Raw genomic sequence first — 14,863 nt, 5'->3', positions numbered from 1 at the left:
CCTATGGGGCCACCAGCACATCACACTGCGATTCGCTCAGTACATGCTTGGTGACGCTGCCAACCAATAGCTCCTCCAGCGCGCTTGCACCCTGCTTGCCGACTACGATCAGGTCGCACTCCAGCTCCTGCTCCTGCTCGGCAATGCGCCAGCCAGGGTCACCGTGCTCCAGAATCTGCCGTGCATCGGCAATGCCCGCGGTCTCACTCAATGCAGCGAGTTGTGCCTGTGCGTCCTTGCGGATGACATTGCGGTAATGGGTGAGGGTGTCGTGGTCGATATGGGCGAAACGCACGCTGCCTTCGAACGGGGCTTCGTACACATGCAGCAGAATGATTTCGGCCTGTGGGGCAATGGCCCTGGCCAGTTTGATGGCGCGCAGCGAAGCGGGAGAGAAATCGACCGGCACCAGCACCGTGCGATAGGTATCACGAGGGGCCGGCTTGACCACCAGTAAAGGGCAGGGCATGTGGTTGAGCATTTTCTGCACGGTTGAACCCAGCAGCAGGCGCCGCGCCATGCTCTGGCCCTTGGCGCCGCATACCAGCAGGTCGCTGTGTTTGTCTTGCACCACCCGGGTGATTTCCGTGATCACCGACCCGCTGGCGACCTGCACACCCGCGGAAATGTTGTAGCGCTGGAACAGCAGGGCTGCCAGTGCGCGGGTTTTCTCGGCGGCGCTAGCCAGCATGCGCTTCAGCAGGTCGTCATCAGGCGCCACCAACTGCTTGAGGCGTTCGAAGGGCGCCGGGTTGGCAACGTAGAGCAGGTCCAGTGAGGCCTGCTGCGCGTTGCTCAGGTAGGCAGCGCGCTCCGCTGCGTTGCGGGCATGGGGGGACAGGTCGGTGGCTACCAGTATGTGTTTCAGCGGGTTCATGTGGGGCTCCTTGTCCAAGGCCGCGCACAGTGTTCGAGGGTTGTGCACTGTGCGCCTGGCGGTGCTTGAGTCATTCCTTGCTTGCAGCCATCGTCGCGCGAACCCGGCGCGAGGGCTTGATTTGTGTCAATGGAGTGTAGGTGCCGCAGCGGATCATGCCGGCATCACCATGCGTAGCACCCCCGTCATCACGATGGCAAACACCACCACCGGCAAGAGAGAGAACCTCGAAGCTGCGTAGACGGTAAGCCCCAGCGCAATAAGGTCCGCCGGGTGCCCGGAGACAAACTTGGGTGCGATCACGGCAATCAGCACGCAGCCGGGTGCGGCGTTCAGCACCTGGGTCAGCTGCGGCCCCAGGGTACGGTTGCGCAGCAGTACAAAGCCCAGCGCCCGGGTCAGGTAGGTGGCCACGGCCATGTATGGCTTGGCCCACAGGTAAGCGGTCACCAGACCGGCCACGGTACCCGCGAGCACGTACCAGCCACCGGGAATCAGCAGGTAGAACAGTGCGGCAGTGATCAGGCTGAACAGCCAGGCCAGGGCGGCGTGTACGCCCCTCCACATACCCTTGAGCAGCGCCAGGAAGACCGCGGCGAACGCCATGTCGAAGCCACAGCTGCGTAGGTCGCCGAGCAGCGGCCCGACCTGCGCGCCGAGGACAAGGGCAAAAGGGATGAACCCCAGCTGCACCGGCAGGGCGGCAACGGCACCCCGGCGCCGTTCGCTTTGTGGCGTGGTGGTAGGGGGATCGTTCAGTACAGGTTCAAGGGTATTCATGGTCACCTCCAGTGGAGGCAAATTATTCCAATGAACCGCTGAAATTGGCTTGCGTAGTTGCGCTGATACGATTGGCATTTAGAATCTGCTACCGACAATATCGATAATGAGGTCTGTCAATGCCAATCAAGCTCGACGCCATCGACCGGCGCATCCTGCGCGCGCTGCAGCGCGACGGCAGGTTGCAGAACCAGGAGCTGGCCAAGCAGGTGGGGTTGTCTGCTTCGCCGTGCCTGCGACGGGTGCGCCTGCTGGAAGAGGCCGGGGTGATCGAGCGCTATGTGGCGTTGCTGGACCCGGCCAAGGTAGCGCTGGGCCTGACCCTGTTCGTGCGGGTGTGGCTCAAGCGCCAGGACCAGGACACCACCGACGAGTTTGTCGAGGCCGTGCGGCAGTTGCCTGAAGTGGTGGAGTGCCATGTGATGGCGGGCGATTGCGACTTGCTGTTGCGGGTGGTGGCGGCAGACCTGGAAGCCTATCGACGCTTCCAGATCAAGCACCTGACCAGCCTGAGCGTGGTGCAGAACGTGAAGACCGAAGTGCCGATGGAAAAGATCAAGCTGACCACAGAGCTGCCGGTTTAGCCGCGCGTTTCACTCAGGCCCACTCGGCGCGGTCTGCCAGCAGCCTGGCCTTGCAGTACCAGCTAGTAGACGAAGCGGTGCTGTTCTGGGGTGCCTTGCAGGCGGATGTCTTCAAGCAGGCAGTAGTGGTTTGCGGAATCTGCCCACGCGAAGGGTCGGCAGCGGAGACGATGACGATCACCTAGATGCCTGCGATGGGCTGCTCCTGCCTGAAAACACAACTAACTGTTGTTGTGCTGTCCGCCTTGCAACAGCAGTTCGGTGAGTGTGTCCATGGCCGGCGTCGTCTGGCTGCCTTTGCGGGTGACCAGCTCGTAGGGGTCGCTGACCGAGCCCATGGCCAGGGGCAGTATGCGCACTTGCTGGTTCATCGCGCATTGCCGGGCCACGTCAATCGACACCAACGCCACAAAGTCGGGGCGGTCCTGCAGCAGCGACAATGTCGCCAGGATCGAGGTGGTTTCAACCAGGTGCAGCGGGAAGCGCAGCCCGGCGTCGTGGAATTCACGCTCCAGTTGCACGCGCATCGGCATGTTGGCCCGGTATACGATCCAGCGGCTTTCGGCCAACTCGGCAAGGCTGACGGTTTGGGCGTGTTTGAGCGGGTGGTCGACATTGGCGATGACCGCCAGCGTCTCATCCTGGACAAAGGTGCTGGCAAACAGCTGCGGCGTATTGCTGACGCTGGTGCGGCACAGGGCAATGTCCAGCCGGCCGCTTTCGATCTGTGCCAGCAGCGACTGGCTGGTGTCTTCGATGATCTCGAACGACATCTGCGGCTGGATACTGGCCAGCTGTGATACGGCCCGCATCAGCAATGGCACCGCGCCCATGATGGCGCCCACCGCCAGCCGGCCGCCCACACCGCGCAGGATTGCATCCAGGTCATGGCGCAGGTTGGAAATATCGGTTTGCACCACACGCGCGTAGCGGATGGCGCAGTGCCCGGCGGCAGTGGGTTCCAGTCCGCGGTTGGTGCGGTTGAACAACACCGTACCGAAGGTGGTTTCGATTTCCTGCAGCGCTTTGCTGGCGCCGGGCTGGGTAAGCCCGACGCTGCCTGCTGCACCCAGCAGCGAGCGGTGCTCGTCCAGCTCGATGAGCAGGCGCAGGTGGCGGGCATGCAGCCTGGACATGATCGAGTTAAGTGATGGGGTCATCGGGTATGCGTCCTGGTTATACCGCTATGGATTGTTCTCAATACCATGGCCAGGCGCGCATTCCTATACTGGCGCTGCACGGTGTCGCATCCAGTGCGGCTGAACCGCCCATAACAACAATGCCAGGAGCCTGCTGAGCCTTATGTCCCTGATCAACTACATCACCCAGATCCAGTTCGATATCGGCGCCATTGCCCTCTTGCCTGCCGAGTGCGAGCGCATTGGTATAACCAGGCCTTTGATCGTGACCGACCGTGGCGTGCGCGCTGCCGGTATCGTCGATACGGCGTTGAACACCTTTGCCGACAGCGCTGCCCAACTGCCGATCTATGACGGTACGCCACCCAACCCCAACGAGACCGCGGTGCGTGAAGCCGTGGCCATGTTCAAGGAGTGCGGCTGTGACGGCATCATTGCCATTGGCGGCGGCTCGGCGATCGACCTGGCCAAGGGTGTGGCGGTGTGTGCCCGGCACGAAGGGCCATTGAAAAGCTTTGCGGTGATCGAAGGCGGCCTGGCACGAATCACGCCGGCAACCGCGCCGGTGATTGCCGTACCCACCACGGCCGGGACCGGCAGCGAGGTAGGGCGGGGCGCCATCCTGATTCTCGATGACGGGCGCAAGGTGGGCGTCATCTCGCCCCATGTGGTGCCCAAGGCGGCCATTTGCGACCCGGCGCTCACCCTTGGCCTGCCCGCGCAACTTACCGCGGCCACCGGCATGGATGCGATTGCCCACTGCCTGGAAACCTTCATGGCGCCCGCGTTCAACCCACCTGCCGATGGCATCGCCCTGGACGGCCTGTGGCGTGCATGGCGCTTTATCGAAAGCGCTACCCGAGACCCGCAGAACCTCGATGGGCGTATCAACATGATGAGCGCTTCACTGCAAGGTGCACTGGCCTTCCAGAAGGGGCTCGGCTGCGTGCACAGCCTTAGCCATGCGTTGGGCGGGATCAACCCGCGCCTGCACCATGGCACCCTCAACGCAATTTTCCTGCCTGCTGTCATCACGTTCAACCGCAAGGCCGCAACCGTGCTGAACGAGCACAAGATGGCGCGTATCGCCCAAGCGATGGGGCTGGCAAACGAAAGCCAGATCGAACAGGCCATTCGCGACATGACCCGCGCGTTGGGCCTGCCGACCGGCCTGCGCGAACTGGGTGTCAGCGAAGAGCAGTACCCACGCATAATCCAGGGCGCGTTGGCCGATCACAGCCATCGGACCAACCCGCGTGAGGCGTCTGCCGAGGACTACCAGTGGTTGCTTGAAGCGTCGATGTAAGGCGCCAATCCGCTGTTCAATCAATAACAACAAAAGTGAACGCCCATGAATACCAAGTATGCGCAAGCCGAGCTTGTCCCCACAGGGGAAGCGGTCGCCAGCCCGAACCCGTTCAAAAAGTACCAGGTCATCACCGTCAGCCTGTTGCTGGTAATCGGCATCATCAACTACGTCGACCGCAGTGCGCTGTCGATCGCCAATACGTCTATCCAGCGCGACATGGGCATCACCCCGTCGCAGATGGGCATTTTGCTGTCAGCGTTTTCCCTGGCGTATGCCTTCTCGCAGCTGCCGCTGGGCATGATCATCGACCGCCTGGGCAGCAAGATCTCGCTGGGGGCGGCACTGCTGGGCTGGTCAGTGGCGCAGACGGCCTCCGGCCTGATCAACAGTTTTTCCGCATTCATCGGCCTGAGGGTGGTGTTGGGGATTGGCGAAGCACCGATGTTCCCGTCGGCGGCAAAAGCCCTGGCGGAGTGGTTCGAGGCCGAAAAGCGCGGCACACCGACGGGCATAGTGCTGTCATCGACCTGCATCGGGCCGTGCCTGGCCCCACCGTTGCTGACCCTGCTGATGGTCACCTGGGGCTGGCGCGGCATGTTCATTGTCACTGGGGTATTCGGCATCCTGGTCGCCGCCTGCTGGTTTGCCTTCTACAAAAGCAAGGCGCGTTACCTGGCCGAGCTGCCTGCAGAGGAGCGTGAGCGGCTGCTGGCGACACAGGCCCATAAACAGCCGGTGGCAAGCGCCAGGCCGAGCCTGCGGGCACAACTGGCGGCCTGGACCGAGCTGTTTCGCCACAAGAGCACCTGGGGCGCCGTACTGGGCTTCATGGGGGTGATCTACATGCTGTGGCTGCACCTTACCTGGCTGCCGGGCTACTTCGAACGTGAGCATGGCTTGAGCCTGTACCAGACGGCCTGGGTGGTATCGCTGGCCTATGTATTCGGCGCGTTGGGCACCATTGTCGCGGGCCGCATCTGCGACCGCCTGGTGAAGAACGGCGCCAGCGTGTTGGGTAGCCGCAAGCGGGTAGTGGTGACGGCATTGTTCGCGGCGGCGGCATTTACCGTTCCGCTGTCGTTCGGCAGCGGCTTCATGCTCAGCGTGGCGCTGCTGTGCTGCGCGCTGTTCAGCGTGAATATGGCCAGCTCGACTGCCTGGATGATTGCCAACACTGTGGTCGATAGCCAGCGCGTGGCCTCGTTTGGCTCGATCCAGAACTTCGGTGGCTACCTGGCAGGCTCGGTGGCGCCGATCGTGACCGGGTTCAGCATCCAGCAGACCGGGTCGTTTGCCTCGGCGTTCCTGATCAGTGCTGCGGTGGCGGCGGTGGCAGCGATGGCTTATGTATTGCTGCTGAAGCAGCCGGTTTCTGCTGACCAGTGATCGTCAGGCCTGTGCAATCCCTGTGGGAGCGGCCTTGTGTCGCGATTGGGCCGCAGAGCGGCCCCAGGATCCTTGCAGGACCGTCGAGACCGGTGGGGCCGCGTTGCGGCCCAATCGCGACACAAGGATCGCATCAGCTTCCAGAAGTCGTTTCATAACGGTTTGTGATGCGAGGCATCATGACAATATATTTATCATTATCAATTTCAGACCCTAGCATCGGTTGCCCGGCATCGCCCATTTCCATGAGGTCTTGATGAACAGTTCGCTTTTCGTACCCCAACGTACCGCGGCCCTGTTGCTGCAGCACTGGCGCAGCGGTGACTTGCTCACGGAACTGCCTGCCAGCCTCAGGCCCGAAACCTTGAAACAAGGCTATGACAGCCAGGATCAGTTCTTCGCCGCCGCCGCTGGCCAGCGTGCCGGGTGGAAGCTGGGTGTCGGCAGCCCCGCAGGCATGCGTGCGGCCAACCTGTCCCGGCCGCTGATTGGCCAACTGGAAGCAAAGCGCTGCCACGCTGATGGTGTGCGCATCGAGCTGCCGGCGGTGACACCTGTGACCATCGAATGCGAGATCGCCTTCGTGCTTGACCGCGATATCCCCCCGCAAGCGGGACGGGTGCCGGCCAGCGAGGATATCCGCGCAACCTGCGTCACTTTCGAGGTGGTGCGCTCACGCTTCGTCGACCGCAAGAGCGTCGGCTGGCCAAGCTTCGTGGCGGACAACGTGGGCTTTGAAGCGTTGGTCGTGGGCAACAGCCTCGGGGCAGGCATCAACGTCCCCTTGCTTGCAGACCTGGCCGAGACCACCGAGGTGTACGTAGATGGCGAGTTACGCGCCCGCGGCTTGTCTGGCGATGCTGCGACCGACCCGCTGGTGTCGCTGGCCCACCTGTATGCCCATGCTGCCGAACGCGGCCAGACATTGAAGGCAGGTGATGTGGTGACCACGGGGGCCATGTGCCAGCCGTTCGACGTGAATGAAACAGGCCATCAGGTTAGCGCCAGGTTCCTTGGCCAGGCGCTGTCGTTCACGCTGTAACCGTCGATCACTTTTGATAGGGCGCCTGCATCTCTTGCTGGGTTGGTGGGGCAACGGGGATCAGGTGCTCGCAAATACCAATAGCCGTACCAAAATATTGCATGAGTCATCTTGATGCTTTGGCATAGCGGTACTAATACTTAAGCACTGCCGAAGAGGGATGATCATGCAGACGCGCTTCGTTGTGGTTCCTGCAGTGCCAATAAACAGAGAGGTTTACCCTCGGCGCCTTGGCTTTCCGGCCGCACTGGGGGAGGGTTATGACCTTTACGACACACAAGAAAAGATGCGCTTGAGCCTCAACTTTTCCACACGGGCCCAGGCCGAGTTCGAGTGCGCATGCCGCAACCTCGGCCAGGAAGGCGATGAAGCGGGTATTGTCGGTATGGGCTGATTCGGTGGAGCCCAGGTAAAGGACGGGATACCGTTGTTGATGGCACCGGCTACGCCGGTGCCTTCCATCGCGCCCTCAACCTTGTTTGCGCAGCGCTTCTACCAACTCTGCCTTGGTCATGGTGGAGCGGCCCTTGATGTCTTTGCTGCGCGCTTCCTTCATCAGGCTTTGCTTGCTCTGGCTTTCCAGCGAAGCACCCGAACTGCGCGAATGACCCTGGCGTGACTTGGCCGCGCGTTTGGCTGAGTCGGAGCGGGCTGTCTTCTTTTCGCTGGCAGCCGTGTGGCTCCCCGAGCCGCCCTTCTTGTCGCCACCTCCGGACTGTTTGTTGACGGTGGCCCAGGCACGGGCTTCGGCCTCTTCTTTCGACAAACCCCTGTCTTCGTAACTCTCCTCTATGTGCTCGGCCTTGCGCTTCTGTTTGTCTGTGTATTTGTCCTTGTCACCGCGTGGCATGGTTTTCACTCCTGCTGGATTTGCCAGCACGGTTGAGGCCAGGCGTCCACCGAGAGTGCCGGACAATGGACAAACGGTGCCTCATGGCACAGGCAAAAAGCTCTACCGTGCGGCCTGCCACTCAACAGTCACAAAGCTGTAACACAGCTGATGCAAAGTGTGCCGGCCATCACAAGGAGCACTTTTTGATGAAACGCCTGATGAAGTCTGCTGCACTCGCCGTTGCGGTCTCCCTTTGCGCCACTTCGGCAGCCTTTGCTGCAGAAAACGTTCGCCTGACAGGTTCCGGCGCCAGCTTCCCTGCACCGATCTACCTGACCTGGTTCAAGGACTTCAGCAAGAACACTGCTGGCGTCACCGTTGACTACCAGTCCAAGGGCAGCGGGGCGGGCGTTCAGGACTTCCTGAACAAGACCGTCGACTTCGCCGCCAGCGACTCGGCCATGAGCGAAGCAGACATTGCCAAGGTTGGCGAAGGCGTGCAGTTGCTGCCAATGACCGCCGGTGAAATCGTCCTGGCCTACAACCTGCCGGGCAACCCTAAAGGGCTGAAGCTGCCGCGCGACGTGTACTCCAACATCTTCCTGGGCAAGATCACCCAGTGGAACGACCCGCAAATCGCCGCGGCCAACCCTGAGCTGAAACTGCCAGCTACCCCGATCACCGTGGTCGTGCGTGCCGACTCCAGCGGTACCACTGCGGTCTTCACCAAGCACCTGTCGGCCATCAACGCTGACTTCAAGCAAGGGCTGGGTGAGGGCAACACCGTCAACTGGCCGGCCACCGACAAGTTCATCAAGTCGCCGAAGAACGATGGCGTAACCGCCACCGTCCGCCAGACCCCGGGCGCCATCGGCTACATCGAATACGGCTTCGCCAAGCTGGCCAAGGTCGACTTCGCCGTGCTGCAGAACAAGGCTGGCCAATACGTCGTGCCAAACGCAGAGAGCGGTGCCGAAGCACTGGCTGCGGTAAACATGCCGGAAAACCTGGTGGCCTGGCTGCCTGACCCGGACGGTGCCAAGTCCTACCCGATCACTTCCTACACCTGGATGATCTTCCGCAAGGACAACGGCAACCCGGCAAAAGCCAAGGCCATGCGTGAAATGGTCGAGTACAGCCTGACCAAAGGCCAGACCATCGCCGACTCGATGGGTTACATCCCGCTGCCTGCGTCGGTTGTCGACCAGGTGCGTAAAGCGTCTGCCAACATCCAGTAATACCCAGGCGCTCCCGGTATCGGCATGAAGCCATGCCGGGGGTGTTTGTCCCTAGTCCCGGAACTTGCCCATGAACACACCCTTTGCCATACCGGATAACCCCGATTCCGCGTGCCAGCCACCGTCTGCGAAAGACTTCCTGGTCGATCGCACCTTCCGTGCGCTTGCACGCATTGGTGTGGTGCTGGTACTGGCGCTGGTCTTCGCGCTGGTCTATGAAGTGGGCCGCAAGGCACTGCCCGGCATCGAAAAGCACGGCTTTGATGTGCTGTTCGGCAGCGTCTGGGACGTCAACCAGGGCAAGTACGGTATTCTGCCAGCGATCTGGGGCACGCTTTACAGTGCCTTCATCGCCCTGTTGATCGCCGGTTTCTTCGGCGTGAGCATGGCCATTTTCCTCACCCAGGATTTCCTTCCGGCCAAGCTCGCCGCGGTGTTTCGCACCATCGTCGAACTGCTCGCCGCCATCCCCAGCGTGGTCTACGGCCTGTGGGGCATCTACGTGGTCATCCCGGCGATTCGCCCGCTGACCGCCTGGTTGAACAGCGAGCTGGGCTGGATCCCGTTTTTCGGCACCTCCCTGAGCGGGCCCGGCCTGCTGCCTGCTGCGCTGGTACTGGCGATCATGATCCTGCCGACCATCGCTGCCGTTTCCCAGGATGCGCTGACCAGCGTACCGATGAAAACCAAGCAGGCTGCCTACGGCATGGGTACTACCCACTGGGAAGCCATCCTCAAGGTGATGGTGCCATCGGCTGCTACCGGTATCTTTGGTTCGCTGGTGCTGGGCCTGGGCCGCGCGCTCGGTGAAACCATGGCACTGGCCATGCTGGTCGGCAACGCCAACACCATTTCCCTTTCCTTGTTCGCCCCGGCCAACACCCTGGCGGCGCTGCTGGCGCTGAACTTCCCGGAAGCCGGCCCGAACGAGGTCGAAGTGCTGATGTACGCGGCACTGGTCCTGATGTTCATCACTCTGCTGGTGAACGTGCTCGGCTCGATGATCATGCTCTACGCCCAGCGTGGTAACAAACAATGACTGACTTGACGACCCCTGTAGCCGCATTGCCCAGCCTGCAACGCAAGCTGGAAGGCCGTGCCCTGCGCAGCGTGCTTTTGACCACCCTGGCATGGCTCGCGGCGCTGGTGGCCAGCGTGCCGCTGATTTCCGTGCTGTACATGCTGATCACCCGCGGCGGTGCACGCCTGAGTCTGGAAGTGTTCACCGAGCTGCCGCCGACCGGCTTCGAGATGGGTGGCGGTTTTGGTAACGCCATGGCCGGTACCTTCGTCATGGTCGGCATTGCCGCCGCCATCGCGGTACCGGTCGGTATCCTGGCAGCAGTGTTCCTGGCCGAACTCGGCCCCGACAGCAAGCTGGCCAACGCCGCGCGCTTTGCCGCCAAGATGCTCACCGGCCTGCCGTCGATCCTGGCCGGGGTTTTTGCCTACGCCCTGGTGGTGATGACCACCGGTACTTACTCGGCGCCGGCTGGCGGTGTGGCCCTGGCAGTACTGATGCTGCCGATCGTGGTGCTGACCGCTGAAGAGTCGATGAAGATGGTGCCCAAGATCATGAAAGACGCCGCTTACGGCATGGGCTGCACCCGGGCCCAGGTGATCTGGAAGATCGTCCTGCCCACCGGCCTGCCGGCCATCCTCACCGGCGTCATGCTGGCCGTGGCCCGCGCCGCTGGCGAAACCGCGCCACTGCTGTTCACCGCATTGTTCAGCAACTACTGGATCTACCATGACGGCAGCCTGGCGGTCATGAACCCTACGGCCTCGCTCGCCGTACTGATTTACAACTTCTCCGGCATGCCATTCGACAACCAGCTCGAGCTCGCGTGGGCGGCCTCGCTGGTGCTGGTAATGATCGTGCTGGTAATCAACATTCTGAGCCGAGTCTTCGGCAAGCCCAAGTATTGAGAAAGGGAGCATCCCACTTGAACGTATCCACTGCGCAAAGAGCCGCTCCCATGGTCAGTGAAGCCACCCCGATCGTCATGGACTGCAAGCTGGACAAGATTTTCTACGGCAACTTCATGGCCGTGCGTGACAGCCATGTGCCGATCAGGAAGAACGAGATCACCGGCTTCATCGGGCCGTCGGGCTGCGGCAAGAGTACCGTGCTGCGTAGCCTCAACCGCATGAACGACCTGGTGAAGGGCTTCCGGTTTGAAGGCCATGTGCACTTCCTGGGCCAGGATGTCTACGGCAAGGGTGTTGACCCGGTGGTCGTGCGCCGCTACATCGGCATGGTGTTCCAGCAGCCCAACCCGTTCTCGATGAGCATCTTCGACAACGTCGCCTTTGGCCTGCGCCTGAACCGCTACAAGGGCGACCTGGGTGACCGCGTGAAGCACGCCTTGCAAGGCGCCGCGCTGTGGGACGAAGTGAAGGACAAGCTCAAGGTCAGCGGCCTGTCGCTGTCCGGCGGCCAGCAGCAGCGTCTGTGCATTGCCCGCGCCATCGCCACCGAGCCCGAAGTGCTGCTGCTGGACGAGCCATGCTCGGCACTCGACCCTATTGCCACCCGTCGCGTGGAAGAGTTGATGGTCGAGCTGAAGAAGGACTACACCATCGCCCTGGTGACCCACAACATGCAACAGGCGATTCGTGTGGCTGACACCACGGCGTTCTTCTCGGTCGATATTTCCCAGGGCAGCCGCACCGGTTACCTGGTCGAGATGGGCCCTACGGCGCAGATTTTCCAGAACCCACGCGAGCAACTGACCAGCGACTACATCAGCGGCAAGTTCAGCTGAGTCAGGCACGCCCAAGGTGGCCGGGTGTTGCAGCCAGGGAGGTTGCAGCACCCGGCCGCGTTACCTTCCGTTAAAGTGTTACCCGGGATTTCCAATGCGAGCAACGCGTCGTCTTGATCTTTCAGCGGTAGAGCGCGCACTGCGCGAGGTGCAGGGCCGCTTTGCCGAACTCAGCCGGCATTTCACCGAACCGCGGGATCCGTTTACCGACGAGGTGCTGCTGAACGTGCTTGAAGGCTACGCCCTGATTGACGACTATGTCGCTCGCGGTATCGACCTCTTCGACCTGCAACAGCTGAACCTGATGCTGGAAATCAATGCCACCGTGCTGTGCGGCAGCGACCCGGCCCGTCGCCTGGAATATGCCCCGCACCTCGCCGCAACCGAGGCGCACTTTTTCAACAACGTCGAAGGTGGCATCAAGGACTTGTACAACTGGTACTGCTCGTACCGCAGCGATTCGGTCTGGAAGCGGGCAGCCGGTGTTTATGTACGAATCCTCAGCAAGCCGCAGTTGTTCATCGAAGGCAACAACCGCACAGGTTCGCTCCTCGTCAGCTACCTGCTGATGCGTGCCGGGCTGCCGCCTTTCGTTCTGTCGCTGGAAAACGCCGAGGGTTACTTCAACCCGTCCTCGGTCATACGCAACTCCGCTAAACACGGTGTAAAGGCTTTGTACGAACTACCCAAGATCAAGAAAAAGTACGCTGCTTTCCTTGAAGAGAAGGCGCCTGAGCCCGGCAAGTTCTTCCTGAACGGCACGCCCGTGCCTGCCTGTGAGGGGCGCCGCTGATGCAACGTTACTCCATGTTCGCACGCGGGCGCCAAGCCCTTGAACGCAAGCTCAAGCGTGGCCAGGTACGCATTTCGTTCGATATCGACGACACGCTCGCCTGCCTGCCCGAGCACGCTGCTGCCGAAGACAGCAAGCTGCCGAAATTCGTCCATCGCTGGTTGGGCGAGCCCCTGCGCAGTGGCACGCGCTCGCTGATCCGCGACCTGCGCCGCCAGGGCTGCAGCATCTGGATCTATACCTCGTCGGGGCGCACCCCGGCCTACATCCGGCGCTGGCTGATGCTTTATGGCATCCATGTCGATGGTGTGGTCAACAGCGACCGGCACCAGCATATCCTGGCCCAGAACGGCCTTGAGCATTCGCCCTCGAAGTTGCCCTCGGCGTTCGATATCGACCTGCATGTCGATGATTCCGAAGGTGTGCGGCTGGAAGGCGTCGACCACGGTTTTCGCGTTGTGGTGGTGTGCCCGAAAGACGAAAACTGGGCACAGAAGGTGATGGACGCGGCGGTCGACGTGCAGGCACGGCTGGCCTGGCAGCAACCGCACCGCTATGAGATGCCCGAGCGCCAGCGCTCGCAGGCGCTTGCTTCCTGAGGGCAGTGGTCAGCGCAATCGGTATCAATGGGGCCGCAGGGCGGCCCCAGTTCGTACAGTTGTACTGATACCTGCCTGCTATTCATGCGTACACCCTAAGTCTTGCCTCCTGGCCCGACCTGGTACCGCGACCAAGTCCTCACGCCGCATTCGCCAGCCCAAAGCACCTGCCCGCCTGCCCCAAAGCAGCGTATCTGGCCATTTGGCCACTTCCGATAATCGCCTCCGACATCCAGTCCCCGTTTGGAGCGCGCCATGCACAACAACAATAAGCACCTGCCGCCTCGTTTCCTCGCAGCCGCCATCGCCAGCTTTTCTGCCCTGGGCCTGAGCGGCGTCGCCGAGGCCGAGATCATGCTGTACGACAAGGACCAGACAACGTTTTCCACCGACGGTTACATCAACGCTTTCTACGTCAACAGCAAGGTCGACCGTGAGGGCGAACAGTTCGACCGCCGTCAGTCGCGGGTGAAAATGGGCTTCTTGCCCAACTACCTCGGCTTCAACATGGGCAAGCAGGTGGATGACCTGAAGCTCGGCGCGCGTGCCTCGTTCTGGGTAACCATCAACGACAGTGAAACCAACGGCACCGACACCGCCATCGACGTGCGCCAGTTCTACGGCACCGTGGCCAACCCCGCGTGGGGCGAGGTGCTGATTGGCAAAGACTTCGGGTTGTTCGCCCGCTCCAACATCCTGCTGGACGAGCTGCTGGCCGGTTATGGCCAGGTCAGCGACACGCTGGGGCTGGTGGACGGCGGCGGGGTGTCGTTCGGCAACATCGGCAGTGGTTACCCGTACCCGTTCCCCACCTCGCAGATCACTTACCGCACGCCGGTGGTGGACGGCCTGCGGGTGGCGGTGGGCATCATGGACCCGGTAGACACCAACGACAGCAGCCCGACCGGCAAGGCGTACCAGGAAAACCCGCGCACCGAAAGCGAGATCACCTACCAGTTCGACCTGGGCGGGGCGCAGATCTACAGCTGGGTCAACGGCAGCTACCAGACCTCCGACAATACCGATTCGACGGTGGAGTCCATTACCTCCAAAGGTGTCGGCTATGGCGTTCAGGCCAAGATGGGCGGGCTGTCGCTGACTGGCTCGGGGTTCCAGGCAAAGGGCATCAACCCGTTCTTCACCAACAACGCGGGCGAACCGGTTTTGCGCAATGTCGACAGTGACGGCTACCTGCTGCAGGGCTCGTACAAGTTCGGCAAGAACCGCGTGGCGCTGTCCTATGGCAAGACCAATGACGATGGCAATGGCGCGGTGGGCAGCGGGGCGGACTACGAGACCCGCGGCGTGGCGCTGTTCCATGATGTAAACGATAACCTCAAGCTGGTGGCGGAGTACAACCAGTTTTCCATCGACGGGCATGACACCAGCGCGCAGAACGAAGACACCGATACCTTTGCGGTGGGTGCGGTGTTGACCTGGTGAATCCCTGGGGCCGCAAGGCGGCCCCAAATGATGCGGGCTATTACGCCCATGGAACCGCCCACCCACTACCCAA

At 61.7% G+C, this 14,863-nt stretch carries 16 protein-coding genes; 12 read left to right on the top strand and 4 right to left on the bottom strand.

Annotation, left to right across the window (positions count from 1 at the left end; translation table 11 throughout):
* Position 1: 1 nt before the first annotated feature.
* Together MRBLPB4O_RS16430 and MRBLPB4O_RS16425 are read right to left on the bottom strand one after the other, a co-directional pair.
* On the bottom strand, positions 2 to 877 hold the full coding sequence (locus MRBLPB4O_RS16430; RefSeq protein WP_341795913.1) for a universal stress protein: 876 nt from the start codon (positions 875 to 877) through the stop codon (positions 2 to 4).
* 153 nt (positions 878 to 1,030) lie between these two features.
* Entirely contained in the window at positions 1,031 to 1,297 is a 267-nt protein-coding gene (locus MRBLPB4O_RS16425) for an AzlD family protein (protein WP_341798897.1), read from the bottom strand.
* 479 nt (positions 1,298 to 1,776) lie between these two features.
* Between MRBLPB4O_RS16425 and MRBLPB4O_RS16420 the strand changes: the two genes are divergently transcribed.
* Positions 1,777 to 2,241, top strand: a complete 465-nt coding sequence (locus MRBLPB4O_RS16420; protein ID WP_012272789.1) for an Lrp/AsnC family transcriptional regulator — start codon at positions 1,777 to 1,779, stop codon at positions 2,239 to 2,241.
* 221 nt (positions 2,242 to 2,462) lie between these two features.
* Here the strand turns inward: MRBLPB4O_RS16420 and MRBLPB4O_RS16415 are convergent, their stop codons facing one another.
* Positions 2,463 to 3,401, bottom strand: coding sequence for a LysR family transcriptional regulator (locus tag MRBLPB4O_RS16415; RefSeq protein ID WP_341795912.1), 939 nt, complete (start codon positions 3,399 to 3,401; stop codon positions 2,463 to 2,465).
* Positions 3,402 to 3,543: 142 nt separating this feature from the next.
* On the opposite strand from MRBLPB4O_RS16415, the gene MRBLPB4O_RS16410 reads away from it, so the two are divergent.
* The 4 genes from MRBLPB4O_RS16410 (at position 3,544) to MRBLPB4O_RS16395 (ending at position 7,511) form a co-directional block, all read left to right on the top strand.
* Positions 3,544 to 4,686, top strand: a complete 1,143-nt coding sequence (locus MRBLPB4O_RS16410) for an iron-containing alcohol dehydrogenase (RefSeq protein ID WP_341795911.1) — start codon at positions 3,544 to 3,546, stop codon at positions 4,684 to 4,686.
* Between the two features lie 45 nt (positions 4,687 to 4,731).
* Entirely contained in the window at positions 4,732 to 6,075 is a 1,344-nt protein-coding gene (locus MRBLPB4O_RS16405; RefSeq protein ID WP_341795910.1) for an MFS transporter, read from the top strand.
* 256 nt (positions 6,076 to 6,331) lie between these two features.
* Entirely contained in the window at positions 6,332 to 7,117 is a 786-nt protein-coding gene (locus tag MRBLPB4O_RS16400; RefSeq protein ID WP_341795909.1) for a fumarylacetoacetate hydrolase family protein, read from the top strand.
* A 160-nt stretch (positions 7,118 to 7,277) separates the two neighbouring features.
* Positions 7,278 to 7,511: a hypothetical protein gene (locus tag MRBLPB4O_RS16395; RefSeq protein ID WP_341795908.1), complete on the top strand. Its 234-nt coding sequence runs from the start codon at positions 7,278 to 7,280 to the stop codon at positions 7,509 to 7,511.
* 75 nt (positions 7,512 to 7,586) lie between these two features.
* On the opposite strand, the gene MRBLPB4O_RS16390 is transcribed toward MRBLPB4O_RS16395, so the two are convergent.
* Positions 7,587 to 7,967 (bottom strand): termination factor Rho, encoded by a 381-nt coding sequence (locus tag MRBLPB4O_RS16390; protein ID WP_341798896.1) that lies wholly within the window; start codon positions 7,965 to 7,967, stop codon positions 7,587 to 7,589.
* A 188-nt stretch (positions 7,968 to 8,155) separates the two neighbouring features.
* Here MRBLPB4O_RS16390 and pstS point away from each other — a divergent pair, with 188 nt between their 5' ends.
* The 7 genes from pstS to MRBLPB4O_RS16355 all read left to right on the top strand — a co-directional run bounded on the left by pstS (position 8,156) and on the right by MRBLPB4O_RS16355 (position 14,790).
* Positions 8,156 to 9,187 carry a phosphate ABC transporter substrate-binding protein PstS gene (gene pstS, locus MRBLPB4O_RS16385; RefSeq protein WP_341795907.1) on the top strand — a complete coding sequence of 344 codons (1,032 nt, stop codon included), beginning with the start codon at positions 8,156 to 8,158 and terminating at the stop codon, positions 9,185 to 9,187.
* A gap of 70 nt (positions 9,188 to 9,257) precedes the next feature.
* A complete protein-coding gene (gene pstC, locus MRBLPB4O_RS16380; RefSeq protein WP_016486165.1) occupies positions 9,258 to 10,226 on the top strand; it encodes a phosphate ABC transporter permease subunit PstC in 969 nt (322 codons plus the stop codon).
* On the top strand, positions 10,223 to 11,116 hold the full coding sequence (pstA, locus tag MRBLPB4O_RS16375; RefSeq protein WP_016486166.1) for a phosphate ABC transporter permease PstA: 894 nt from the start codon (positions 10,223 to 10,225) through the stop codon (positions 11,114 to 11,116). Before pstC ends, pstA begins: the two co-directional genes overlap by 4 nt.
* Before the next feature lie 50 nt (positions 11,117 to 11,166).
* On the top strand, positions 11,167 to 11,955 hold the full coding sequence (gene pstB, locus MRBLPB4O_RS16370) for a phosphate ABC transporter ATP-binding protein PstB (protein WP_016500238.1): 789 nt from the start codon (positions 11,167 to 11,169) through the stop codon (positions 11,953 to 11,955).
* Positions 11,956 to 12,049: 94 nt separating this feature from the next.
* On the top strand, positions 12,050 to 12,748 hold the full coding sequence (locus MRBLPB4O_RS16365; protein ID WP_341795906.1) for a hypothetical protein: 699 nt from the start codon (positions 12,050 to 12,052) through the stop codon (positions 12,746 to 12,748).
* Positions 12,748 to 13,347, top strand: coding sequence for a hypothetical protein (locus MRBLPB4O_RS16360; RefSeq protein WP_341795905.1), 600 nt, complete (start codon positions 12,748 to 12,750; stop codon positions 13,345 to 13,347). Before MRBLPB4O_RS16365 ends, MRBLPB4O_RS16360 begins: the two co-directional genes overlap by 1 nt.
* A 255-nt stretch (positions 13,348 to 13,602) precedes the next feature.
* Positions 13,603 to 14,790 carry a porin gene (locus MRBLPB4O_RS16355; protein WP_341795904.1) on the top strand — a complete coding sequence of 396 codons (1,188 nt, stop codon included), beginning with the start codon at positions 13,603 to 13,605 and terminating at the stop codon, positions 14,788 to 14,790.
* Positions 14,791 to 14,863 lie beyond the last annotated feature (73 nt).

This window comes from Pseudomonas sp. LPB4.O (genome assembly GCF_038383825.1).
In the GTDB taxonomy this organism is placed as follows: Bacteria; Pseudomonadota; Gammaproteobacteria; order Pseudomonadales; family Pseudomonadaceae; genus Aquipseudomonas; species Aquipseudomonas putida.
Note: the sequence above shows the minus strand (reverse complement) of the source record. Positions and strands in the feature narration are given on the sequence as shown.

What these genes read in the sequence shown, in the direction of transcription:
- pstB (WP_016500238.1), top strand. Translation starts at nt 11,167, where the DNA reads ATGGTCAGTGAAGCCACCCCGATCGTCATGGACTGCAAGCTGGACAAG.
- MRBLPB4O_RS16390 (WP_341798896.1), bottom strand. Translation starts at nt 7,967, where the DNA reads ATGCCACGCGGTGACAAGGACAAATACACAGACAAACAGAAGCGCAAG.
- MRBLPB4O_RS16420 (WP_012272789.1), top strand. Translation starts at nt 1,777, where the DNA reads ATGCCAATCAAGCTCGACGCCATCGACCGGCGCATCCTGCGCGCGCTG.
- MRBLPB4O_RS16360 (WP_341795905.1), top strand. Translation starts at nt 12,748, where the DNA reads ATGCAACGTTACTCCATGTTCGCACGCGGGCGCCAAGCCCTTGAACGC.
- MRBLPB4O_RS16405 (WP_341795910.1), top strand. Translation starts at nt 4,732, where the DNA reads ATGAATACCAAGTATGCGCAAGCCGAGCTTGTCCCCACAGGGGAAGCG.
- MRBLPB4O_RS16410 (WP_341795911.1), top strand. Translation starts at nt 3,544, where the DNA reads ATGTCCCTGATCAACTACATCACCCAGATCCAGTTCGATATCGGCGCC.
- MRBLPB4O_RS16415 (WP_341795912.1), bottom strand. Translation starts at nt 3,401, where the DNA reads ATGACCCCATCACTTAACTCGATCATGTCCAGGCTGCATGCCCGCCAC.
- MRBLPB4O_RS16365 (WP_341795906.1), top strand. Translation starts at nt 12,050, where the DNA reads ATGCGAGCAACGCGTCGTCTTGATCTTTCAGCGGTAGAGCGCGCACTG.
- pstC (WP_016486165.1), top strand. Translation starts at nt 9,258, where the DNA reads ATGAACACACCCTTTGCCATACCGGATAACCCCGATTCCGCGTGCCAG.
- MRBLPB4O_RS16355 (WP_341795904.1), top strand. Translation starts at nt 13,603, where the DNA reads ATGCACAACAACAATAAGCACCTGCCGCCTCGTTTCCTCGCAGCCGCC.
- MRBLPB4O_RS16425 (WP_341798897.1), bottom strand. Translation starts at nt 1,297, where the DNA reads ATGGCCGTGGCCACCTACCTGACCCGGGCGCTGGGCTTTGTACTGCTG.
- pstS (WP_341795907.1), top strand. Translation starts at nt 8,156, where the DNA reads ATGAAACGCCTGATGAAGTCTGCTGCACTCGCCGTTGCGGTCTCCCTT.
- MRBLPB4O_RS16430 (WP_341795913.1), bottom strand. Translation starts at nt 877, where the DNA reads ATGAACCCGCTGAAACACATACTGGTAGCCACCGACCTGTCCCCCCAT.
- pstA (WP_016486166.1), top strand. Translation starts at nt 10,223, where the DNA reads ATGACTGACTTGACGACCCCTGTAGCCGCATTGCCCAGCCTGCAACGC.
- MRBLPB4O_RS16400 (WP_341795909.1), top strand. Translation starts at nt 6,332, where the DNA reads ATGAACAGTTCGCTTTTCGTACCCCAACGTACCGCGGCCCTGTTGCTG.
- MRBLPB4O_RS16395 (WP_341795908.1), top strand. Translation starts at nt 7,278, where the DNA reads ATGATCATGCAGACGCGCTTCGTTGTGGTTCCTGCAGTGCCAATAAAC.